Annotated in this window: 21 protein-coding genes and 6 tRNA genes; 20 read left to right on the plus strand and 7 right to left on the minus strand. The window is 62.6% G+C overall.

Annotation, left to right across the window (positions count from 1 at the left end; translation table 11 throughout):
* Positions 1-565: 565 nt before the first annotated feature.
* The 3 genes from ToN1_RS18125 to ToN1_RS18135 form a co-directional block, all read right to left on the minus strand.
* Positions 566-730, minus strand: coding sequence for a hypothetical protein (locus ToN1_RS18125; protein ID WP_169206151.1), 165 nt, complete (start codon positions 728-730; stop codon positions 566-568).
* 187 nt (positions 731-917) lie between these two features.
* Positions 918-1,667, minus strand: coding sequence for an SIR2 family NAD-dependent protein deacylase (locus ToN1_RS18130; RefSeq protein ID WP_342344156.1), 750 nt, complete (start codon positions 1,665-1,667; stop codon positions 918-920).
* Between the two features lie 109 nt (positions 1,668-1,776).
* The gene (locus ToN1_RS18135) at positions 1,777-3,009 is read right to left on the minus strand and encodes a lytic murein transglycosylase (RefSeq protein ID WP_169206149.1); all 1,233 of its coding nucleotides are present in this window, start codon (positions 3,007-3,009) and stop codon (positions 1,777-1,779) included.
* Positions 3,010-3,242: 233 nt separating this feature from the next.
* Here ToN1_RS18135 and ToN1_RS18140 point away from each other — a divergent pair, with 233 nt between their 5' ends.
* On the plus strand, positions 3,243-4,688 hold the full coding sequence (locus ToN1_RS18140) for a mannose-1-phosphate guanylyltransferase/mannose-6-phosphate isomerase (RefSeq protein ID WP_169206148.1): 1,446 nt from the start codon (positions 3,243-3,245) through the stop codon (positions 4,686-4,688).
* 57 nt (positions 4,689-4,745) lie between these two features.
* Here the strand turns inward: ToN1_RS18140 and ToN1_RS18145 are convergent, their stop codons facing one another.
* A complete protein-coding gene (locus tag ToN1_RS18145; protein ID WP_169206147.1) occupies positions 4,746-5,543 on the minus strand; it encodes an outer membrane protein assembly factor BamD in 798 nt (265 codons plus the stop codon).
* Between the two features lie 13 nt (positions 5,544-5,556).
* On the opposite strand from ToN1_RS18145, the gene rluD reads away from it, so the two are divergent.
* Positions 5,557-6,519, plus strand: a complete 963-nt coding sequence (gene rluD / locus ToN1_RS18150) for a 23S rRNA pseudouridine(1911/1915/1917) synthase RluD (protein ID WP_244860824.1) — start codon at positions 5,557-5,559, stop codon at positions 6,517-6,519.
* Complete coding sequence (gene pgeF / locus ToN1_RS18155) at positions 6,516-7,259, plus strand: peptidoglycan editing factor PgeF (RefSeq protein ID WP_169206145.1); 744 nt, start codon at positions 6,516-6,518, stop codon at positions 7,257-7,259. The genes rluD and pgeF overlap by 4 nt, the downstream gene beginning before the upstream one ends.
* Positions 7,260-7,275: 16 nt before the next feature.
* On the opposite strand, the gene ToN1_RS18160 is transcribed toward pgeF, so the two are convergent.
* Complete coding sequence (locus tag ToN1_RS18160; RefSeq protein ID WP_169206144.1) at positions 7,276-7,500, minus strand: hypothetical protein; 225 nt, start codon at positions 7,498-7,500, stop codon at positions 7,276-7,278.
* Positions 7,501-7,619: 119 nt separating this feature from the next.
* On the opposite strand from ToN1_RS18160, the gene phaC reads away from it, so the two are divergent.
* The 14 genes from phaC to ToN1_RS18230 all read left to right on the plus strand — a co-directional run bounded on the left by phaC (position 7,620) and on the right by ToN1_RS18230 (position 17,546).
* A complete protein-coding gene (gene phaC, locus ToN1_RS18165) occupies positions 7,620-9,362 on the plus strand; it encodes a class I poly(R)-hydroxyalkanoic acid synthase (protein ID WP_169206143.1) in 1,743 nt (580 codons plus the stop codon).
* Between the two features lie 112 nt (positions 9,363-9,474).
* The gene (gene phbB, locus ToN1_RS18170; RefSeq protein ID WP_169206142.1) at positions 9,475-10,215 is read left to right on the plus strand and encodes an acetoacetyl-CoA reductase; all 741 of its coding nucleotides are present in this window, start codon (positions 9,475-9,477) and stop codon (positions 10,213-10,215) included.
* 213 nt (positions 10,216-10,428) lie between these two features.
* Positions 10,429-11,169 carry a beta-ketoacyl-ACP reductase gene (gene phbB / locus ToN1_RS18175; protein ID WP_169206141.1) on the plus strand — a complete coding sequence of 247 codons (741 nt, stop codon included), beginning with the start codon at positions 10,429-10,431 and terminating at the stop codon, positions 11,167-11,169.
* Positions 11,170-11,295: 126 nt separating this feature from the next.
* Positions 11,296-11,925: a polyhydroxyalkanoate synthesis repressor PhaR gene (phaR, locus tag ToN1_RS18180; protein ID WP_169206140.1), complete on the plus strand. Its 630-nt coding sequence runs from the start codon at positions 11,296-11,298 to the stop codon at positions 11,923-11,925.
* A 51-nt stretch (positions 11,926-11,976) separates the two neighbouring features.
* The gene (gene rimO, locus ToN1_RS18185) at positions 11,977-13,308 is read left to right on the plus strand and encodes a 30S ribosomal protein S12 methylthiotransferase RimO (RefSeq protein WP_169206139.1); all 1,332 of its coding nucleotides are present in this window, start codon (positions 11,977-11,979) and stop codon (positions 13,306-13,308) included.
* Between the two features lie 15 nt (positions 13,309-13,323).
* Entirely contained in the window at positions 13,324-14,289 is a 966-nt protein-coding gene (gene rssA / locus ToN1_RS18190) for a patatin-like phospholipase RssA (RefSeq protein ID WP_169206138.1), read from the plus strand.
* Positions 14,286-15,692: an FAD-binding oxidoreductase gene (locus ToN1_RS18195; RefSeq protein ID WP_169206137.1), complete on the plus strand. Its 1,407-nt coding sequence runs from the start codon at positions 14,286-14,288 to the stop codon at positions 15,690-15,692. The genes rssA and ToN1_RS18195 overlap by 4 nt, the downstream gene beginning before the upstream one ends.
* Positions 15,693-15,763: 71 nt before the next feature.
* Positions 15,764-15,839: transfer RNA gene (locus ToN1_RS18200), tRNA-Ala, on the plus strand.
* A gap of 15 nt (positions 15,840-15,854) precedes the next feature.
* Positions 15,855-15,930 (plus strand) — tRNA-Glu (locus ToN1_RS18205).
* 72 nt (positions 15,931-16,002) lie between these two features.
* Positions 16,003-16,079: transfer RNA gene (locus ToN1_RS18210), tRNA-Asp, on the plus strand.
* A gap of 94 nt (positions 16,080-16,173) precedes the next feature.
* Positions 16,174-16,249: transfer RNA gene (locus ToN1_RS18215), tRNA-Ala, on the plus strand.
* An 18-nt stretch (positions 16,250-16,267) separates the two neighbouring features.
* Positions 16,268-16,343: transfer RNA gene (locus ToN1_RS18220), tRNA-Glu, on the plus strand.
* 63 nt (positions 16,344-16,406) lie between these two features.
* A tRNA-Asp gene (locus ToN1_RS18225) sits at positions 16,407-16,483 on the plus strand.
* Positions 16,484-16,694: 211 nt separating this feature from the next.
* Positions 16,695-17,546, plus strand: a complete 852-nt coding sequence (locus tag ToN1_RS18230; protein WP_169206136.1) for a 3-hydroxybutyryl-CoA dehydrogenase — start codon at positions 16,695-16,697, stop codon at positions 17,544-17,546.
* 90 nt (positions 17,547-17,636) lie between these two features.
* Here the strand turns inward: ToN1_RS18230 and rho are convergent, their stop codons facing one another.
* Both rho and trxA read right to left on the minus strand, forming a co-directional pair.
* Positions 17,637-18,896: a transcription termination factor Rho gene (gene rho / locus ToN1_RS18235; RefSeq protein WP_169206135.1), complete on the minus strand. Its 1,260-nt coding sequence runs from the start codon at positions 18,894-18,896 to the stop codon at positions 17,637-17,639.
* A gap of 140 nt (positions 18,897-19,036) precedes the next feature.
* Complete coding sequence (gene trxA / locus ToN1_RS18240; RefSeq protein WP_169125111.1) at positions 19,037-19,363, minus strand: thioredoxin TrxA; 327 nt, start codon at positions 19,361-19,363, stop codon at positions 19,037-19,039.
* Between the two features lie 279 nt (positions 19,364-19,642).
* On the opposite strand from trxA, the gene fdxA reads away from it, so the two are divergent.
* The 3 genes from fdxA to ToN1_RS18255 all read left to right on the plus strand — a co-directional run bounded on the left by fdxA (position 19,643) and on the right by ToN1_RS18255 (position 22,412).
* On the plus strand, positions 19,643-19,966 hold the full coding sequence (gene fdxA, locus ToN1_RS18245) for a ferredoxin FdxA (protein ID WP_169206134.1): 324 nt from the start codon (positions 19,643-19,645) through the stop codon (positions 19,964-19,966).
* A gap of 123 nt (positions 19,967-20,089) precedes the next feature.
* Positions 20,090-20,542, plus strand: a complete 453-nt coding sequence (locus ToN1_RS18250) for a CBS domain-containing protein (RefSeq protein ID WP_169206133.1) — start codon at positions 20,090-20,092, stop codon at positions 20,540-20,542.
* A gap of 202 nt (positions 20,543-20,744) precedes the next feature.
* On the plus strand, positions 20,745-22,412 hold the full coding sequence (locus tag ToN1_RS18255) for a long-chain-fatty-acid--CoA ligase (protein ID WP_169206132.1): 1,668 nt from the start codon (positions 20,745-20,747) through the stop codon (positions 22,410-22,412).
* The last annotated feature ends 1 nt before the right edge of the window (position 22,413 follow it).

The following is a 22,413-nucleotide window of genomic DNA, read 5'->3' on the forward strand; positions in this document are numbered from 1 at the left end:
GCTTTTATGGTGTTTTCGGCGTCCGTCGAGCGTGGTGCCCCATGTCCCATCCTGTCCACTACGTTGCGCCGAACAGGTATGCGAACGCGACGAGACCCATTGCGACCCAGCCAACGAGAAACATCGGCCAGCGAATCCTGTTGAACCAGCTGTCGTTGATTCGTCTCTTTGGCGATATGTCGGGATCGGCGCTAGGCAAGCGACGGTCCTCGGTGGAAAGCCCTGGCGGCGATCCCGGGCCTTGGTGATAGTTCAACGCTGACATGATTGCCTCCTCCTCCCGAACCCCGTTCTGCGCACGCGGGTTGGATTGGGTGATAACCCGTTTCCAGTATAGACACTCGTCGCCCTATCGCGGGCGGAGCATGGTGTGTCGCCACGGCCAGAGCACGCTCGTGGCGCCCTTCGCTGCGGTGGAGCCGGCGACCCGGGCGGTTAATGCACGCGAGGTCTGGATGCGGTGGCATACTTCAGGGCGGCTCACGATACGGTTGCCGACCAGCGTTGTCCGTTTTAGTGCGACGCCAGTACGGTGTCGCTTGTCGGCGTTGATGGGATTGGCGACCTACGCCTGCATGTGAGGGCGACGATCGAACAGGTCGGCGAGCATCAGGGCGCCGGTTACGTCCGGGTACGACATCTCGCACGGGTTCAGGGCGCGCACCGAGCCGTCTATCAGGCGCTGCCTAGTGCTCGTGAGGAAGCTGATTCCGTGATTGACCGTAAGCACGCTTTGTCCGGGTGTCTCGCGCACGTAAACTGTCGGTTGCTGGCGACCGGGTCTATCTACGGATTGCAAGTCGCAGAATTAAAAAAGAAAAATAGTCTAAATGCGACTGCGGTGACGCGGTGTGCCGTGGGATGCTGATTGACGAGGCGGGCCGCTCTTACATGCGCTGCTGTGTCGGGCAGCACGTTCAACGGCGCAGTAGCGTCCAGTGACGATGGATCTCGCGCAATGCAGTGAGGCCTCCCAAGGGTACCGACAGGCCTTTGTGGCCGGGAATCTCGGGTGCGCGGGGATTGATCCGCAGAAGGGTTCCCATGGCGCGCTCGCTGAAGCGGCGGACCGTCGGGATGTCGACGCCGGCACCGATCTCGATGACGACGATCCGATTGACGCGTGCGTGCCATGCCGCCAGTGCTTCGCTCTGTGCCGCGCTGCGAGTGTGTATCCAGTCCCAATCGTCGAACATCAGGATGTTCGGGCGCGCGATCCCACCGCAATGAGGGCAGCGGGGCGGTTCCGTATCGAGACGACATTCCGATTGGTTCACCCGCGGAGTGAATCCGGTGGTTTCCCAGATCGCATCCCGGCACCGCTGCAGGCACTGCAGGTGATGAATCGAGCCATGGATCTCGGCTACGCGGGTGGGCTCGAAGCCGGCCTTCTGGAACTGGCCGTCCACATTGCTCGTGAGGACGAACGCGCCCCAAGGCATGTCGTTCGCAATGTCGCGCAGGAGGCGAAAGCCTTCATGGGGTACGGTGTCACGGTACAGTTGCAGCCGGTGTCCGTAGAATCCCCAGGCGCGTGCCGCGTCCGCGCGGAATGCTGCGGGCGTGGCGATTTCGGTGAACGATGTGCCGCTGCTCGCGAGTGCAGGATAGGCCTTCCAGAAACCCTCGTTGCCGCGGAAGTCGGGCAGCCCCGAATCGACGCCCATGCCGGCGCCGGCGGTGACGAGAAGCGCGTCGGCGTCCGCGATGGTTGACGCGCACTGCTTCAGGGTCGTTGCGAGGTCGGTCTCCATGGTGGGGAAAGCCGGAGTGGGGTCAGCTGTCTCCGCCCGCTGCCGTGCCTGCGAGCCGACGCAGCACTTCCAGCATGTAGCGGCCAGCCCGGCCGTCCGGTTCCAATCCGTTGGCTTTCTGGACGTCCTGGATGGCTTCGCGGCTGGTTTTGCCGATCAGGCCGTCGATCTCCCCGACCGCATACCCGAGGCGCACCAGCAGCGCCTGCACCTCGCGGCGTTCAGCGCGTGACAGACCGGGATCGTCGGTCGGCCAGGGTCTGACGAAGGCGCCGCCGCCGCGCAGCCGGTCGGAGAGGTGGGCGATCGCAAGCGCATAGGTTTCAGCCGTGTTGTAGGAGTAGAGCGCGTCGAAATTCCGTTGCACGAGGAAGGTCGGCCCGCCTTCACCGGCAGGCAGCAGGACGGCCGCGGGCGCGGTCGATGCTTCCAACGGGACGCCGTCGATGCGCCGGACCCCGAGCCTTACCCATTCCGCGATCGAACGCTTGTTGTGCCTGCCCGCAAGCGAAAAATCGAAGTCGCCCGGCAGCTTTATCTCATGGCCCCACGGCTGTCCGCTGACCCAGCCAGCCTTGGCAAGGAAGTTCGCCGTCGAGGCGAGGGCGTCGGGGATGCTGTCGACGAGATCCCGTCGTCCGTCGCCATCGAAATCGACGGCGACGCGGGCGAAGGTGGACGGCATGAACTGGGTGTGTCCGAAGGCGCCCGCCCAGGAGCCGGTCAGGCGCGCAGCGTCGACATCGCCATTCTCGATGATCTTCAGGGTGGTGAAAAATTCGCCGCGAAAGAAACTCTGCCGCCGACCGAAGCAGGACAGGGTCGAGAGCGAGGTCAGCAACGGCCGTTTGCCAAAGTTGCGCCCGAAGTCGCTTTCCACTCCCCAAACCGCCACGATGGTGGCGCGGTCAACACCGTATTGCGTTTCGATCTGCTGCAATGTTGCAGCCCATTTTTCAGTCATCGCATGGCCATCGGCGATGCGCTCATCGTCCACGAGTCCGGCCAGGTAATCCCAGATGGGTGTGCGGAATTCAGGCTGGTAATCAAGGAGTCCGAGGACGGAACCATCGGGTTCGAGCGTGCGCGTCAGCGCATCGAAAGTTTCCAGTTTGATGCCTCGCGTCTGCGCTTCCGAGCGCAGTTCACCGAGACAGCGCTCGAACGAGGCGTCCGCTGCTGCGGGCAGCGAAAGTAGGGTGGCAATCAGGGTGGCAATCAGGGTGCAGGATGCGAGAGCGGGCTTGAGGATCATTGCCGACAGGACTCGGAGCGCGAATATGCGAATGGTACTCCGCTTGCGCGGTATGCGCCGGGCGGCGGTCGATTTGCATACATATGGCATCCGCGACGTTCGCCCTCCATCCTTGCGAAGCGTTACGGCCGAATTTTGACGTTTTGACGTATCCTTCAGTCATCCTTGTCGGGCATCGGGGCGGGCTCCGGATGCGCCCGGCTAGTGCCTCTGAACTTCAACGGTGGAGCCGAATGAACCTTAATCTCGTAATCCTTTCCGGCGGTTCCGGTACGCGATTGTGGCCGCTTTCGCGCGAGCAGTACCCGAAGCAGTTGCTGGCGCTGATCGGTGACGACACCATGCTCCAGCAGACCGCCACACGGCTCGATGGTTTTTCGGGGAGCCTCCCCGTCGCCGCCGAGCCCATTGTCGTGTGCAACGAGGAATACCGTTTCATCACCGCCGAACAGATGCGGGCGATCGGCCGGACGAGCAGTCGCATCCTGCTCGAACCGATCGGTCGCAACACCGCGCCCGCGCTGACCTTGGCCGCTCTTTCGGTCGCGCGCGAGGACGAGGACGGAGTGCTGCTCGTCATGCCGGCCGACCACGTCGTTCGTGACCGCGAGGCCTTCCACCGTGCAGTGGCGGTCGGGCTGGAGGCGGCGAAGGAGGGGGCCATGGTCACCTTCGGGATCGTCCCCGAACGAGCTGAAACGGGGTACGGGTACATCCGCTTCGGCAGCGAGTGTAGTCCGGGCGTGTGCGAGGTCGCCGCCTTCGTCGAGAAGCCGGACGCGGATACGGCGGCCGAATATGTTGCGTGCGGTGCCTATCTTTGGAACAGCGGCCTCTTCATGGTGCGTGCGAGTGCATGGCTGAAGGCGATAGGCCACTTCAATCCGGCCATGCTGGCCGCCTGCGAGGCCAGCCTGGACGCCGCTGTCCGGGACATCGATTTCGTGCGGATCGGGCGCAGCACGTTCGAGGCGTGCCCATCCGATTCGATCGACTATGCGGTCATGGAGAAGCTTGCCGGCGCGCCGGAGTTGGGTATTGCGCCGCGTGTCGTGCCGATGTCCGTCGGCTGGTCCGACGTTGGCGCTTGGGATGCGCTATGGGCGCTTGCAGAGAAGGACAACACCGGCAATGCCGCACGCGGCGATGTCGTGTTCGAGGACACCACTGACAGTCTCGTCCATGCCACCAGTCGCATGGTCGCGTGTGTCGGCGTGGATGGGCTCGTCGTCGTCGAAACTCCCGATGCTGTCATGGTCGCGCACAAGGACCGTACGCAGGACGTCAAGAAGATCGTCGCCCGGCTCAAGGCAGACAAGCGCAGCCAAGTCTACGCCCATCGGAAAATTCACAGGCCGTGGGGCTGCTACGATTCGATCGACAACGGTCAGCGCTTCCAGGTCAAGCACATCCAGGTCAAGCCGGGGGCGGCGCTCAGCCTGCAGATGCACCACCACCGCGCCGAGCACTGGATCGTGGTGAGCGGCACTGCGAAGGTTACCCGCGGCGACGAAACCTTTCTGCTCACCGAAAACCAGTCCACCTACATTCCGCTAGGTGTTACTCATCGCCTTGAGAACCCGGGAAAGCTGATGCTCGAGATGATCGAGGTCCAATCGGGGAGCTATCTCGGCGAAGATGATATTGTGCGCTTCGAGGATACCTACGGCCGCAAGTAGTTGCGGGTCGCTGCCGGACGGGCCTTGCGCCCGTCCGAAAACTGGGGCCGCGCTCGCTTACCAGAGCTGCCACCATGGACGACCATCCTTCGGGCCGCCCGCGTAATACACGCTGTTGGGGAAGTTCTTGCGCATTACCCGCTCGGCGTCGTCGCGCAGGTCGTTCATGCCCAGCGCGTCATAGCTCTTCACCAGCATGAATAGCGCTTCTTCCGTCGCCGGGGCGTTCGGGTAGGTCTTGATCGTGGCCTGTGCCCGGTTGATGGTGGCCACGTAGGCGCCGCGCTTGTAGTAATAGCGTGCGACATGGACCTCGTGTTGCGCGAGAGAATTCACCAGGTACTGCATGCGCTGTCGTGCGTCTTCGGCGTAGCGGCTGCTCGGGAAACGGTTCACGAGCTGGCCAAAGGTGTCGAACGACTCCTGGGCAGCCTTCGGGTCGCGCTCCGAAAGATCCTGGTTCGACAGGCCTGCGAGGAGGCCGAGATCCTCGTTGAAAGTCGCCAGACCTTTCAGGTAGTACATGTAATCCGCATTGGGATGGTTGGGGTGCAGCTTGATGAAGCGATCCGCCGCAGCGATGGCAAGGGCCGGCTCGTACGACTTGTAATGCGCGTAGGCGACCTCGATCTGTGCCTGCTGCGCGTAGCGGCCGTAAGGGAAGCGCGCCTCGAGCTTTTCGAAGAGCTTGATGGCCTGTTCGTACGAACCCTCAGCCATGTAGTTCTTCGCTTCGGAGTACAGCTTCTGGGCATTCCAGCCCGCCGTCTCGTCGATCTGTTCCGGCAACAGGCCGCATCCGCCGAGCAGCAATGCACCGATAACCGCTAAACTTCCAAGGGTGAACCTGGCCATCGAAAAAACTCGCGTGAATGAACCGGACAATTATAGCCCACTGGAAGAGGCTGCTTCGCACCACCGGCTGACGATACCCGCCGACTGTGCCGGTCTGCGGCTCGACCAGGCCCTGGCGCGTCTCTACCCGGCCCACTCGCGCAGTCGCCTGCAAGGCTGGCTCAAGTCCGGACGTGTCAGCCTCAACGGCAGCCTTCATGATGCAAAGTTCAAGGTATGGGGCGGCGAAGTCCTGGAAGTCGATGCGGCGCCGGTACCCGAAGAGGTTGCCGAGGCCCCCGAGGACATCCCGCTCGATATCGCCTACGAGGACGCTCACATTCTCGTCATCGACAAGCCGGTCGGCCTCGTCGTGCATCCGGGCAGCGGCAACTGGAGCGGGACACTACTTAATGCCCTGCTGCACCATGCCCCGGAACTTGCCAACATACCGCGCGCCGGCATCGTGCATCGCCTCGACAAGGACACCAGCGGCCTGATGGTGGTCGCCCGCACCCTCGAGGCGCAGACCTATCTCGTCCGACAACTCCAGGCGCGCACCGTCAAACGACACTACTTAGCGCTTGTACACGGGATGGTTACCGGTCCCGGTATGGTCGATGCCTCCATCGGTCGGCACCCCTCGCAGCGCACGAAGATGGCCGTGCATTCCGGCGGCCGTACGGCCGTCACGCGCTATTCCGTGCGAGAACATTTTGTTCGCGCGACCCTCGTCGAGTGTCGGCTCGAGACCGGTCGCACGCATCAGATCCGCGTCCACATGGCGCACATCGGCCACCCGCTGGTCGGCGATGCGACCTACGGACGGCGGCGTAGTGGCTGCACGACCCTGGATGCCTTCCCGCGACAGGCGCTGCATGCCTTCCGCCTGGGGCTTGTTCATCCGGCGACAGGCGAGGAAATGGCGTGGGAGTCGCCACTGCCCGACGATTTCGAGAGCCTGCTTGCAATCCTTCGTGCGGAGCCACCTGCATGAGTCCTGACTGGTTCGAGCCCGACTGGCCAGCCCCCGAGCGCGTGCGCGCCCTCGTCACGACGCGGCACGGGGGTGTCAGCGAGGGGCCGTGGGCGACCATGAATCTCGGCAGCCACGTCGGTGATTCGCCGCTCGCTGTAGCCCGCAACCGGGCCATCCTGCGCGCGGTCGTGCCATCCGAGCCGTGCTGGCTGGATCAGGTGCACGGCGTTGATGTCTGCGACGCGTCAGCCGCGGGGGGGGGCGCCGCTCCGCCGCGCGCCGATGCGTCGGTCGCACGCGCGGCCGGTGCCGTATGCGTCGTGATGACTGCGGACTGTCTGCCGGTGCTGTTCTGCGACGACGAAGGTTCGGTCGTGGCCGCAGCCCATGCGGGGTGGCGGGGGCTTGCGTCGGGTATTCTCGATGCGACGGTCGCACGCATGAAGGTCGCTCCAGCGCGGGTCATTGCGTGGATGGGGCCTGCCATTGGGCCGGATGCTTTCGAGGTCGGTGGCGAGGTGCGTGAGCGCTTCGTCGCTACTGACGCTGGCGCCGCGGATGCGTTCCAGCCGGCGGAGCAGTCGGGCAAATGGTATGCAGACCTGTTCGAACTCGCACGCCGGCGCCTGCACGCGATCGGGGTCGATCGGGTTTACGGGGGCGACGTCTGCACTTTTGCCGATCCCCTGCGCTGGTTTTCCTACCGCCGCGACGGCGTTACGGGGCGCCTGGCCTCGCTCGTGTGGCTCTCCGAGTGACGGGCTATCGTCCGGGCTATTGATCGATATCCGATTCGGTTCTATCGTTCAGCGGTGCCTCGGCTGCGGTTTCGCGGCGGGTTGCCGCGCGGCGGCGAGCCGGTGTCCCTGCCAGCCAGAGGAAGAGGGCCAGGGGGCCGAGTCCCCAGAATACGAAGGTGAGCATGCCGCCGACGACCGTCGTGTCCGAGATCGCCGCGATCAGCACGACGTACAGCCAGGCGATTGCGATAATGTACATGGCGCCGATTCTACCTGTGGCAGTGCGGGTGCGGCGCCCGGGACCGTGGGCGGTCCAGGGAGAATCAAGGTGACCAGCGATTTCCGTATGCGTCCGAACCAGCGCCTCAGGAGGGGCTGATGTCCGAATCCGACAACAATCAGGGCAATCCCGCAATCGAGGGCATGCTGCAGTTCGGCCAGGCGATGGCCCAAAACTTCTTTCAGGCAATCGCGCGCCAGCATGCGGTCATGCAGGACAGCAGCGGAGAGGTTGCGCCGGGCGTCCAACTGCCTGAAACGGAAGCGTTCGCGCGCCTGCAGCAGGACTTTGCCGCGCGCCACGTTGCGCTGTGGTCGTCGATGCTGCAGCTGAAGCCAGGCGAGAAGGCTGCCTCCGTCATTGCTCCCGAGCCGGGAGACCGGCGGTTTACGGCGCCCGAATGGAGAGAGAGCCCCGTCTTCGACTACATTCGCCAAGCCTACTTGCTGAACGCGAGCTTCCTCAATCGGGTTTCCGAAGAGTTGCCGATGGCGGACGGTCGCGCCAAGTCGCGCCTTCAGTTTCTGACCCGGCAATACGTCGATGCGCTCGCACCGTCGAATTTCGCCGCCACGAATCCCGAATTCATCAAGACCGCCCTGGACACCGAAGGCGAAAGCATCACGCGCGGGATCAAGAACCTGATCGCCGATCTCGAGAGGGGCCGCGTGTCGATGACCGATGACGAGGCGTTCGAGGTCGGGCGCAACATCGCCGTGTCGCCGGGGGCGGTTATCTACCAGAACGAGCTGATGCAGCTCGTCCAGTACGCGCCGGTCACCGACAAGGTCGCCCAGGTGCCGCTGCTGATCGTACCGCCTTGCATCAACAAGTTCTACGTCCTCGATCTGCAACCGGACAACTCGCTGGTGCGGTTCGCTGTGGAGCAGGGCTTCACCGTCTTCCTCGTCTCGTGGAAGAATCCCAAGGCTCCGGAGTCCACCGCGACCTGGGATGATTACCTCGAGAAGGGCCCGCTCAAAGCGCTCGAAGTCGTGCGTACCGTCACGCGCGTGAAGAAACCAAACGTGCTCGGGTTCTGCGTTGGTGGCACGATATTGACGTCGGCTCTCGGCGTGGCGCGTGCGCGCGGCGAAGATCCTGTGGCGAGCCTCACGCTGATGACGACCTTGCTCGATTTCGCGGATGCGGGCGAGCTCGGCTGCCTGGTCGATGAGGCCAGTGTGACTGCCCGCGAGGCCGCAATCGGAAAAGCGGGGCTGTTGCCCGGGCAGGAACTCGCGAATGTGTTTTCCGCACTACGTGCCAACGACCTCATCTGGCAGTACGTCGTCGGCAACTACCTGAAGGGCAACAAACCGCAGGCATTCGACCTGCTGTACTGGAATTCCGACAGCACGAATCTGCCGGGACCGTTCCTGACGTGGTATTTGCGTAACATGTATCTGGAAAATAACCTGCGCATGCCGGGCAAGCTCAAAATGCTCGGTGCAAAGGTCGATCTCGGCAAGGTCGACGCGCCGGCATATCTGCTCGCTACGCGCGAGGATCATATCGTTCCGTGGAAGGGTGCCTATCTTTCGCGCGGACTGTTGGGCGGCGAGACGACCTTCGTGCTGGGCGCGAGCGGTCACATCGCCGGGGCGATCAATCCGGCGTCGAAGAACCGCCGCAGCTACTGGGTGAACGCCTCCGGCGCAGCCGACCCGGACGAATGGCTGGACGGTGCGGTCGAGCAGAAGGGCAGCTGGTGGTTGAACTGGATCGAATGGCTCAGGCCATACGGCGGCAAGCAGGTTGCGGCACGAGGCCGCCTCGGCAATGCGAAGTACGCACCGATCGAACCCGCGCCGGGGCGTTACGTGAAGGAAAAGGCCTGACGCGTACCCGCCGGCCCGGAACCGGAATTACCCAGCGGCAGCGGACACGGGGGCGCTGCCGGAAGTGTCTGGAAACCCCTTGTGAATCGATCAACGGGAGAGGAGGAAGTTTATGGCAAGAGTCGCACTAGTGACCGGTGGCATGGGTGGCCTGGGCGAAGCGGTGTGCATCAAGCTCGCCGCACTGGGCTACAGGGTCGTGACGACACATTCCCCGGGCAACACCAAGGCCGCTGAATGGCTGCAGACCATGAACAACATGGGCTACGGCTTCAAGGCCTATCCCTGCGACGTCTCGGATTTCGATTCGTGCAAGGCCTGTGTCGAGACTGTCACCCGGGAAGTGGGGCCCGTGGATGTACTGGTGAATAACGCCGGGATCACCCGCGACATGACCTTCAAGAAGATGACCAAGGCCGACTGGGATGCCGTCATCTCCACCAACCTCGACAGCGTGTTCAACATGACCAAGCAGGTCATGGACGGCATGGTCGAGCGCAAGTGGGGACGCGTCATCAACGTATCGTCGGTCAATGGTCAGAAAGGTGCATTCGGCCAGACCAACTACTCCGCAGCGAAGGCGGGGATGCATGGCTTCACCAAGGCGCTGGCACTGGAAGTTGCGCGTGGCGGAGTGACCGTCAACACCATCTCGCCGGGATACATCGGCACCAAGATGGTGACGGCAATCCCGCAGGAAATCCTTGAATCCAAGATCCTGCCGCAGATTCCCGTGTCGCGTCTGGGCAAGCCCGAGGAAATTGCCGGCCTGGTGGCCTATCTCGCGTCTGAGGAGGCCGCGTTCGTGACCGGCGCCAACATCTCCATCAACGGCGGGCAGCACATGTTCTGACCGGGACCACATCCAGTCCGGTAGCGGCGCGTTTCCGAAAGGGGCGCGCCGTTTTATTTTCCTTTTGCAGTGCAGCAAGCTCTCCGAAAAGTCCCTATAATTTACCGGCTTTGCGGTAATGCACTGCCGCATGGTTGTCAGAGGAGGCGCTTGCGGACGCTTGTGGCGCAGCCGCACTCGCTTCCCATCACCAATCTGCAAGAGGATTGCACCATGACTCAGAAAGTCGCACTCGTTACCGGCGCCATGGGCGGTTTGGGCACTGCGATCTGCCAGGCCCTCGCCAAGGATGGCCTGAAGGTTGTCGCCAACTGTCTGCCGGGTTTTCCGCAGAAGGACGAGTGGCTCGCCAAGCAGAAGGAACTCGGCTTCGAGTTCATCCCCGCCGAAGGTGACGTGTCCGATTACGAATCCTGCAAGGCAATGGTCGCCAAGATCGAAGCCGAAGTCGGCGTGATCGAGGTCCTGGTGAACAACGCGGGCATCACCCGCGACAAGTTCTTCCCCAAGATGGAGAAGGGCCAGTGGGATGCGGTGATCAATACCAACCTCAACAGCCTGTTCAACGTCACACATCACGTCTCGCCGAAGATGGCCGAGCGCGGCTGGGGGCGGATCATCAACATTTCCTCGGTCAATGGCGTCAAGGGTCAGGCAGGCCAGACCAACTACTCCACGGCCAAGGCCGGGGTGCTGGGCTTCACCAAGGCGCTCGCCGCCGAGCTGGCCACCAAGGGCGTGACCGTCAATGCGATCGCTCCGGGCTACATCGGCACTGAAATGGTCATGGCGATCCGCGAGGACATCCGCCAGGGCATCATCGATACCGTCCCGATGAAGCGTCTCGGCAAGCCGGAGGAAATCGGTGCGCTGTGCTCCTATCTCGCGTCCGAGCTGGCCGGCTATGTGACCGGCGCCACGATCAACATCAACGGCGGCCTGCACATGTGCTGATGCAGTATTCCGCCTAGGTGGATCGCTGCGAGACCCCGCCGAACGGCGGGGTTTTTATTTCTGCACCGCGGTATAATTTCGTTGAACGTGGAGAGCGGAATTCACCGCCGACGAGGAGAGGTATTGATGGCTGAGCAGTCGCGACTTATCAAGAAGTATCCCAATCGCCGTCTGTACGATACGAGGACCAGTTCCTACATCACGCTGGCCGATGTGAAGGAGCTCGTATTGGGGCGGGAGGAATTTCAGGTTGTCGATGCCAAGACCGGCGAAGACCTCACGCGCAGCATCCTTCTCCAGATCATCCTCGAGGAAGAGGCGGGCGGAGCCCCCATGTTCACCAGCGACCTGCTCGCGCACATGATCCGCTTCTACGGCAACGCCACGCAGGGGATGATGGGCAAGTACCTGGAGAACAACATCAAGGCCTTCACCGAGATGCAGGCGAAGCTGCAGGAGCAGGCGCAGGCGATCTACGGTGAAAACAGCCCGATCAGCCAGGATCTGTGGGCCCAGTTCCTCAACTTCCAGGGCCCCGCGCTGCAGAGCGTGATGGGCACGTACGTCGATCAGAGCAAGAAGATGTTCTCGCAAATGCAGGAGCAGATCGAAAACCAGACGCGCAGCATCTTCACCGGCTTCCCGTTCCCGAACTACGCTCCCGCCGCCAAGGAAGAGCAGGCCGCTCCGCAGGCCGCCAAGGAAGCGAAGCCCGAAGCGCCTGCCCCCAAGGGCAGTCGTTCGAGCCAGAAATAACATCCAGGCCGGCGCCATTCCGGATCCCGGCCAGCACCTCCCCTTCAAAGAATGACCCAGAACAAGACCCCAGGCATACCGCGAGTCGGTTTCGTCTCCCTCGGCTGTCCCAAGGCGACCGTCGACTCCGAACATATCCTCACGCGCCTGCGGGGCGAAGGTTACGAAATCTCAGGCAGTTATGACGATGCGGACCTCGTGGTCGTCAATACCTGCGGCTTCATCGACGCCGCCGTCGAGGAGTCACTCGATGCGATCGGCGAGGCGCTCGCCGAGAACGGCAAGGTCATCGTCACCGGTTGTCTCGGTGCCAAGGACGATGTCGTGATGGCGGCGCATCCGCAGGTTCTTGCCGTGACCGGTCCGCATGCGACCGATGCGGTCATGAAGGCGGTTCATCAACACCTGCCCAAGCCGCACGATCCCTTCACCGACCTCGTGCCGCCGCAGGGTATCCGCCTCACCCCGAACCACTACGCCTATCTCAAAATTTCCGAAGGCTGCAACCACCGTTGCACCTTCTGCATCATTCCGTCGCTGCGCGGCGATCTCGTGTCACGCCCGATCCATGAAGTGATGCGCGAGGCCGAATCGCTGGTGGATGCGGGGGTGAAGGAGCTCTTGGTCATATCCCAAGATACCAGCGCATACGGAGTCGACACCAAGTACCGGACCGGCTTCTGGAATGGGCGGCCCATCAAGACTCGCCTGCTCGATCTCGCGAAGGCGCTGGGCGAACTTGGCGTGTGGATCCGCATGCACTATGTCTACCCCTACCCGAGCGTGGACGAGCTCATCCCGCTGATGGCTGAAGGCAAGATCCTTCCCTATCTGGACATCCCGTTCCAGCACGCCAGCCCGCGCATCCTCAAGGCCATGCGGCGCCCCGCGAATGCCGAGAACGTGCTCGAGCGGATTCGTTCCTGGCGCAGCATTTGCCCGGATCTCACGATCCGCTCGACCTTCATCACCGGATTTCCCGGAGAGACCGACGAGGACTTCGAGCTGTTGCTGCAGTTTCTCGAGGAGGCGCAGCTCGACCGCGTCGGTGCGTTCGCGTATTCCCCGGTCGAAGGTGCCGAGGCAAACCAGCTGCCTGGCGCAGTGCCCGACGAGGTTCGCGAGGAGCGGCGCATGCGCCTGATGGAGTTCCAGGAAGACATCTCCACCCAGCGGCTCGAGCGCTGGATCGGCCGCGAGATGACCGTCGTGGTCGACGACATCGAGGAAGATGGTGCGATTGCGCGTTCTCCCGGCGACGCACCCGAGATCGACGGACTGGTCATCATTCCCGATGGCGAGGGCCTGGAGCCTGGCGAGTTCGCCCGGGTACGCATCACCGACTGCGACGTGCACGACCTGTACGCCGAGCCGATCGCCTGACGGACCGGCCTGCCGATGTTCGAGCCGACTCCGCAGAACACTGGCAAGTCCGGCCCCGTCATCGGATTGGCGCTTGGCAGTGGTGCTGCACGCGGCTGGGCGCACCTCGGTGTGCTGCGCGTGCTTGCCCGCGAAGGGATCGAGCCGCAGATCATCTGCGGCTGCTCCATCGGTGCCTTCGTTGGCGCAGCGATGGCGTCTGGCGACCTCGGGAAGCTCACCCAGTGGGCAGAGGCGCTCAAGTGGCAGGACGTTGTCTCGCTGCTCGACGTGAGCCTGCGTGGCGGGCTCATCAAGGGCGAGAAGCTCATCCAGTTCTTCGAGCGCAATTTCGTCGACCGCGACTTCTCGCAGCTCGATCGCCGGTTTGCGTGTGTCGCAACCGAACTCGAAACCGGGCGCGAAATCTGGCTGCGCGACGGGAGTGTCGCGGAGGCCGTGCGTGCCTCGATCGCGCTCCCCGGTCTATTCACACCCATCGTGCGCGCCGGGCGCCTGCTCGTTGATGGCGGGCTCGTGAATCCGGTGCCGGTGTCCTTGTGCCGCGCGATGGGTGCCGATGTCGTGATCGCGGTAGACCTCGGCTCGGACATGATCGGCAAGGCTTGGCGGGCCGCTCCGGTGGAGGAGGTCGAGGAGACTTCCGAAGGCTGGACCGAGCGACTTTTCGCACGGCTCGGCCTGCCGACCAACGGGAATGGTAATGGACGCGGCTCCCAGGGGGGCGGCGCCGAAACGTCCCTGCCATCCCTGATGACCGTGCTCACCTCCAGCATCAACATCATGCAGGTGCGCATCGCGCGCAGCCGCCTTGCGGGCGAACCCGCCGATGTCCAGATTTCGCCGCGTCTCGCACACATCGGAACGATGGACTTCCATCGCGCACGCGAGGCGATCGCGGAGGGGGAAGCTGCAGTCACGGGCATGTTGCCGGCGCTGCGCTACGTGCTTGGACAAGCGGCCGCCGGAGGCGGGGCATGAACGACGTGGTTGCGGCGCTGGCGAACGCAATTGGTGCCCAGTACGTCATTGACGACCCCGCCGCGATGGCACCCTACCTCACCGACTGGCGCGGACGTTACACCGGCCGCGCAATTGCCGTCGTGCGGCCTGGAAGCACACAGGAAACCGCGGACATTGTGCGGATTTGTGCATCGGCGAACGTTCCCATGGTGCCCCAAGGCGGCAATACCGGGTTGTGCGGGGGTGCGACGCCGCTTCCCGACGGCGGTTCCGTCCTGGTCAGCATGGCGCGCATGCATCGCATCCGGACGGTCGACGCCGCCAACAACGCGCTTGTGGCAGAGGCGGGGTGCACGCTTGCGGCCGTGCAGCAGGCGGCCGAGGGTGGTGACAGGCTGTTCCCGCTCTCGCTCGCATCCGAGGGCAGCTGCCTTGTTGGCGGCAATATCTCCACGAATGCCGGTGGCGTCCAGGTGTTGCGCTACGGGAACATGCGCGACCTGGTGCTCGGTGTTGAAGTCGTGCTTCCGGACGGGCGTGTCTGGAACGGGCTGCGCTCGCTGCGCAAGGACAACACTGGCTACGACCTCAAGCAGCTCTTCATCGGCGCAGAGGGAACGCTTGGCATTGTCACCGCAGCGGCCCTCAAGCTTTTCCCCCGCCCGCGGGCAAGAGCGACGGCCTGGGTCGCCGTGCCCGATCCGCGAGCCGCAGTCGATCTCCTATCGCTGCTGCGCGATCGTTGTGGGGAGCGTGCTACGGCCTTCGAACTCGTCGGCCGCTCGGCGCTCGATCTCGTGCTGCAACATATTCCGGCCATGCGTGCTCCGCTCGCCGGCGTCCACGATTGGCATGTCCTCGTCGAGTTGGCGGACGCGCTCGATGGCGAGGCTCTGGATGACATGCTCGAGCGGACGATCGCCGCGGCGATCGACAGCGGCCTGGCAGTCGATGCTGCGGTCGCTTCAAGCATCGCGCAGGCCCATGCCTTGTGGGCTTTGCGCGAAAACATCTCCGAAGCGCAGAAGATCGAGGGAATCAGCATCAAGCACGACATTTCCGTACCTGTCAGCGCCATCCCCGATTTCCTGCTGCAAGCGCAGCAGGCGCTCGCGGCCATATGGCCCGACGTGCGTATCGTCACCTTCGGCCATCTCGGCGACGGAAACCTGCATTACAACCTTTCCAAGCCTGGCGCTGTCGACAACGCCGAGTTTGTGGCCCGGACGCGGGACGTCAATCGCATCGTCCATGATCTGGTCGGCGCGCTGAATGGATCGATCTCAGCCGAGCACGGCATCGGCCAATTGAAGCGGGAGGAGAATGCCCGCTACAAATCCGAGGTCGAGCTCGATCTGATGCGTGCGGTGAAGCGAGCCCTGGACCCGCATGGGCTGATGAATCCGGGGAAAGTCATCTGAGTTTCGAAAAGTTGAAATTCGGGGTTTACAGCCTTTGAGGAGCACCCTATAATGCGCGCTCTTTCGCCGTCGGGGGTATAGCTCAGCTGGGAGAGCGCTTGCATGGCATGCAAGAGGTCAGCGGTTCGATCCCGCTTACCTCCACCAGTCGAAAGAATTGCAGTCCCCATCGTCTAGAGGCCTAGGACACCGCCCTTTCACGGCGATAACCGGGGTTCGAATCCCCGTGGGGACGCCAGTATGCAGTGAGGCGTCGACGTATAATGACGAATCGCACGCCGGCCGGTAAAGCCGGGCAAAAGGTCAGCGCGGAGTGGTAGTTCAGTTGGTTAGAATACCGGCCTGTCACGCCGGGGGTCGCGGGTTCGAGCCCCGTCCACTCCGCCACCAACATTTCGGGCATTATGCCCGGGTGATGTAGCAGTAAGTTTTAAAGTGCTTGCGGTTGGCAGCGCCAGAAGCTAGAATGCGCAGCTCTGTTGGGGGTATAGCTCAGCTGGGAGAGCGCTTGCATGGCATGCAAGAGGTCAGCGGTTCGACCCCGCTTACCTCCACCAACAAAGCACAAAGACGTTGTCCCCATCGTCTAGAGGCCTAGGACACCGCCCTTTCACGGCGATAACCGGGGTTCGAATCCCCGTGGGGACGCCATATAACGCAGGGCGTCGAGAAGACGAATTGCAGTCGGCCAAGTCGCCGGCAACTGGTTAGCGCGGAGTGGTAGTTCAGTTGGTTAGAATACCGGCCTGTCACGCCGGGGGTCGCGGGTTCGAGCCCCGTCCACTCCGCCAACACATGAAATGGGAGCCTTCGGGCTCCCATTTTTTTTGCCTTTTCTCTTGCCTGAGTCCGCTGGTCGTTATGACCCCGGTGTGGCTGGCATCGAGCCGCCACCACCGCGCGCTGGTTCGCGTGCCGACATTGCGCTATAGTTCCATACGCATCAGTATGGTGTCGGCCGTGGATGGGCCGGGGCGTTACTTACCAAGGGAGCGGGAAACGATGAGTCTAAAGAAGATCGGCGTCGTAGGCGCCGGCACGATGGGTAACGGCATTACGCAGGCCTTTGCGGTAGCCGGGTTCGAGGTCGTGATGATGGATGTTGCCGAGGTGGCGGTGCAGCGCGGCCTGGTCACCCTGACGGCGAGTCTCGATCGCCTGGTCAAGAAGGAAAAGATGACCGAGGCGCTAAAGGCGGAGGCCCTTGCGCGCATCGCCACGGCCAGCGACGTGGGCGCCCTCGCGGATTGTGATCTGGTGATCGAAGCCGCAACCGAGAATCTCGAGCTGAAGCTGAAAATCTTCGCGCAACTCGATGCGACAATGAAGGCGGATGCGATTCTGGCGTCGAACACCTCCTCGATTTCGATCACCAAGCTCGCTGCGTCGACGAAGCGCGCCGACAAGGTTGTCGGCATGCACTTCTTCAACCCCGTGCCCATGATGGCGCTGGTCGAGCTGATTCGCGGTCTGCAGACGTCCGACTCAACCTATGCCGCGGTGGAGGCGGTCGCGCAGGCAATCGGCAAGACTCCCGTCCAGGTGCGCAACAGCCCGGGTTTTGTCGTCAACCGACTGCTCTGCCCGATGATCAACGAGGCGATCTTTGCGCTTGGGGAAGGTCTTGCCACGGCCGCCGAGATCGACGAGGCAATGAAGCTCGGGTGCAATCACCCGATCGGGCCGCTGGCTCTCGCCGACATGATCGGCCTCGATGTCGAATTGGCAGTGATGCAGGTGCTGTTCGAGGGCTTCAAGGATCCGAAATACCGTCCGGCGCCCCTGCTCGTCGAGATGGTCGAGGCGGGCTATCTCGGCCGCAAGTCCGGCAAGGGATTCTACGATTACAGGTAAGTCCGTCGGGGCTCGCGGGCCTCGTTTTGCTGCGGCACAAAACAAAAACGCCACCGACAAGGTGGCGTTTTTGTGTCCGCGGCGTCCGGATCAACCGCGCCGCATCGCGTCGAAGAACTCCGCGTTGCTCTTGGTCGCCTTGACCTTGTCCATCAGGAATTCCATCGCGTCGATGTCATCCATGCCGTACAGGAGCTTGCGCAACACCCACACTTTCTGCAACACGTCGGCCTTCATCAGCAACTCCTCGCGGCGAGTCCCCGAGCGGTTGACGTTGATGGCCGGATACACGCGCTTTTCGGCCATGCGGCGATCGAGGTGCAACTCCATGTTGCCGGTGCCCTTGAACTCCTCATAGATCACTTCGTCCATGCGGCTTCCGGTGTCGATCAGGGCCGTCGCGATGATGGTCAGCGAGCCGCCTTCCTCGATATTCCGTGCGGCGCCGAAGAAACGCTTGGGCTTCTGCAGGGCGTTGGCGTCGACACCGCCGGTCAGGACCTTGCCGGAGGCCGGTACCACGGTGTTGTATGCCCGCGCGAGCCGCGTGAGCGAATCGAGCAGGATGACCACGTCCTTCTTGTGTTCGGTGAGTCGCTTGGCCTTTTCGATGACCATCTCGGCGACTTGCACGTGGCGCGAAGCGGGTTCGTCGAAGGTGGATGCAACCACCTCGCCTTTGACCGAGCGCTGCATTTCGGTAACTTCTTCGGGACGTTCGTCGATCAGTAGGACGATGAGGGCGACATCCGGGTGGTTGGCCGAGATGGCGTGGGCGATGTGCTGCAGCATCACGGTCTTGCCGCTTTTTGGCGGAGCCACCAGCAGACCCCGCTGTCCCTTGCCGATCGGCGCGATCATGTCGATGATGCGGCTGGTGATGTTCTCCTCGCCGCGAATGTCACGCTCAAGCTTCAGGCACTCGTTCGGGTGCAGAGGAGTGAGATTCTCGAACAGGATCTTGTGCTTGCAGTTCTCGGGCGACTCGCCGTTGATCTTGTCGAGTTTGACGAGGGCGAAGTAGCGTTCGCCGTCCTTCGGGGTGCGGATCTCGCCCTCGATGGTGTCGCCGGTGTGCAGGTTGAAGCGGCGGATCTGCGACGGCGAGACGTAGATGTCGTCGGTGCCGGCTAGGTAGGAGATGTCCGGCGAGCGCAGGAAGCCGAAGCCGTCGGGAAGTACTTCGAGCGCCCCGTCACCGTATATGGGTTCGCCTTTCTTGGCCCGATTCTTGAGTAGGGCAAAGACCAGTTCCTGCTTGCGCAAGCGGTTGGCGCCATCGATTTCGTTTTCGATGGCCATCTCCAGCAGCTGGCTGACGTGGAGGGACTTGAGCTCCGATAATTGCATGGCGAAGGGGCGCGACGGGGCGCTGATGGATGAAACCGATGAGGGAGATGCTGCGGGAAGAAGATGCTGCTGCTGCGGCGCCGGAAGGCCGGCTTCTTGAGCGGGGGCGCCGCGCAGGCAGGGCTGGACTTTAGCCCTGGTCAGATATTGCTGTCAATGAAGGCCGTGAGTTGCGACTTGGACAATGCCCCCACTTTAGTGGCTTCGACATTGCCGCCCTTGAACAGCATCAGCGTCGGGATGCCGCGAATGCCGAACTTGGCCGGGGTTTCCTGATTCTCGTCGATGTTCAGTTTTGCGACCTTGAGCTTGCCCGCATACTCCTTGGCGATGTCGTCGAGGATGGGGGCGATCATCTTGCACGGACCGCACCATTCGGCCCAGTAATCGACCAGAACCGGGGTTTGTGCCTGGAGCACCTCGGCTTCAAAGTTGCCGTCGGTGACGTAATGGATGTGCTCGCTCATGATTCCTCGCATCAAGGTCTTGCTGTCTTTCGGATTGGGAGTCGGGCCGGTACGGCCCTCGGGGAGAGTGGCGGGAGGGGCCTGCCACTTCAGAGTGTCGGGAAAAGTTATGCCAAGCCGTCCCGCCCGTCAAGCGTTTCGCCCTTTTTTCGCCGCTTGTGCAGTCGGGGTTTGCCCGCGCCTGTGTCAAAACCGCGAAGGTCTCGGCTATATTGTCGGAAAAAGGCGGTGCGCTCCGGGGGCGGGGCGGGCCTGCATGATCAACTGGAGTCGAAGACGATGGCCTACGTAGTGACAGAAGCCTGCATCCGCTGCAAGTACACCGACTGTGTGGATGTGTGCCCCGTGGACTGTTTCCGCGAGGGGGCGAATTTTCTCGTGATCGATCCGACCGAGTGCATAGATTGCACCCTCTGTGTGGCCGAATGTCCGGTGGAGGCGATCTACGCCGAGGACGACGTGCCCGAAGGGCAGCGTCATTTCATCGCGCTGAATGCCGATCTCGCCAAGGACTGGAAGCCGATCGTGGAGCGCAAGGATCCTTTGCCGGATGCGGACGAATGGGCTGCGCGTACGGGCAAGTTGGGCGAACTGAAACGCTGAGAGCGGCGCGCGCTAGGCCTTGGGTTGCGGCGCGATTGTGCGTGTGCGCGGTCTTTTCCTGGTCGGCGCTATGCAATATCATGCACTTGGGTCAGTTGATATGAATTTGGAAAGGGGATTGGCATGCTGGTGAGCGAGATTCTTGCGATCAAGGGCAAGGTGCTCTACACCATAGCGCCCAACAAGAGCCTTGCTGAGGCGGTCGAGATCATGACCGAGCAGGACGTCGGCTCGCTCGTGGTTTTTTCGCACGGCCACATGGTCGGCATGCTTACCTTCCGCGAAGTGTTGCGGGCGGTGCATAAGGGCGGCGCGGAATGGGGCAGGATGACGATCGAGCAGGCAATGCTGTCAGGGCCGATCGCCGCGTCGCCGAATATGGAAATGGACGAGTTGCGGCGTCTCATGGTGGAGCACCGTCAGCGTTATTTGCCCGTGATGGACGATACGACGCTGCTCGGGGTGGTTTCTTTCCACGATGTGGCCAAGGCGGTGCTCGAAGAGCAGAGTTTCGAGAACCGCATGCTCAAGAATTACATCAGGAACTGGCCGCAGGAGCCGGGCGACGAGGCCTGAGGCAGGGCGGGCCTAGCCTGCCGCAGCTCCATCCTCGCTCGGCGAGTTGCGAGGGGTAAAGCACAAGACGACCTCCGTCCGTCGAGACGGGGGCATGCAGCTGGAAGCCGGTGGCGCCGACATGGCGATGCCGGTAATGCCTCGGGAGGGCACCGCCGGGAGTCGTTGGTCCGGCGCTAATTCCAACTGTTGGAGGAGTGCTGTGGAAAAGATCTGGCTGAAGAGCTATCCACCCGGAATTCCGGCGGAAATCGACGTGAACGAGTTTTCGTCGCTTGCCGACGTCTTTGCCCGAGGAGTGCGCCAGTTCGCCGGCCGCGTCGCCTACGTGAATATGGGCAAGACCATCACGTACGCAGAACTGGACCGGCTGTCGGCGCAGTTTGCCGGCTACTTGCAGGGCGAGTTAAAGCTGCCGCGCGGCGCGCGCGTGGCGTTGATGATGCCCAATCTCCTGCAGTACCCGATTGCGATGTTCGGTGCCCTGCGTGCCGGCTATGCGGTCGTGAACGTTAACCCGCTCTACACTGCGCGGGAACTCGAGCATCAGATCCGCGACTCGGGGGCAGAAACGATCGTCATCGTGGAAAATTTTGCGCACACGCTCGCGGATGTCTTGCAGCGGCTGAAGGTGCGTAACGTGGTGGTGACCAGCCTGGGCGAGCTCCTCGGCTTCCCCAAGAGCATGTTGGTCGATTTCGTCGTGCGCCATGTAAAAAAGTTGGTGCCGTCCTGGAATATTCCCGGTTCCGTGCGTTTTTCGGACGCCTTGGTGGCGGGTGGGCGACATCCGTTGGAGGCGGTGGAAATCGGTCATGATGACGTTGCTTTTCTGCAATATACCGGTGGCACGACAGGCGTGGCCAAGGGGGCCGTTCTAACGCACGGCAACATTGTCGCGAACCTCCAGCAGGCGTATGCGTGGATCAAACCATACCTGCGCAAGGAGGGCGAGATCATCATCACGGCGTTACCGCTGTATCACATCTTCTCGCTGACGGCGAATTGCCTGACGTTTTTCAGGGTCGGCGCGATGAACGTGCTGATCACCAATCCGCGGGATATCGCGGGGTTCGTCAAGGAGCTGGCGAAGTATCGATTTACCGCGATTACCGGTGTGAACACCCTGTTCAACGCACTCTTGAACAACGAGAATTTCAGCAAGCTGGATTTTTCTTCCCTGCACATTACGCTGGGCGGTGGGATGGCCGTGCAGCAGGCGGTGGCGGAGAAGTGGCGGCGCGTGACCGGGCGCCCGCTCGTGGAGGCGTACGGTCTGACGGAAACGTCGCCGGCGGTGACGATCAATCCGCTCGATCTGCCACAGTTCAATCACTCCATCGGCCTGCCGGTTTCGTCCACGGAGGTCAGCATCCGCGGCGATGGTGGCGAGGAGGTGCCCTTGGGGCAGCCGGGTGAGCTATGCGTGCGCGGTCCGCAAGTGACCCGCGGCTACTGGCAGCGGCCGGAGGAGACGGCCAATGCCTTCACTGCGGACGGCTTTCTGCGTACCGGCGATGTGGCGACGATCGACGAGCGTGGTTTCGTCCGCATCGTCGATCGCAAGAAGGACATGATTCTCGTGTCCGGCTTCAATGTCTTCCCGAACGAGGTCGAGGATGTCATCGCGAGCCATCCGGGGGTGCTCGAGGTGGCGGCGGTGGGGGTTACGGACGAGCGGACCGGCGAGGCGGTGAAGGTGTTCGTGGTGCGCAAGGATCCGGGGCTGACGAAGGAGGACATCGTTGCGCATTGCCGGACGAACCTGACTGCATACAAGGTGCCGCACCTGGTGGAGTTTCGCGAGGAGTTGCCGAAGACGAATGTCGGCAAGATCCTGCGTCGCCTGTTGCGGGACGGGCAGGCGTGAC

The sequence above is a fragment of the Aromatoleum petrolei genome (assembly GCF_017894385.1).
Classification (GTDB): domain Bacteria; phylum Pseudomonadota; class Gammaproteobacteria; order Burkholderiales; family Rhodocyclaceae; genus Aromatoleum; species Aromatoleum petrolei.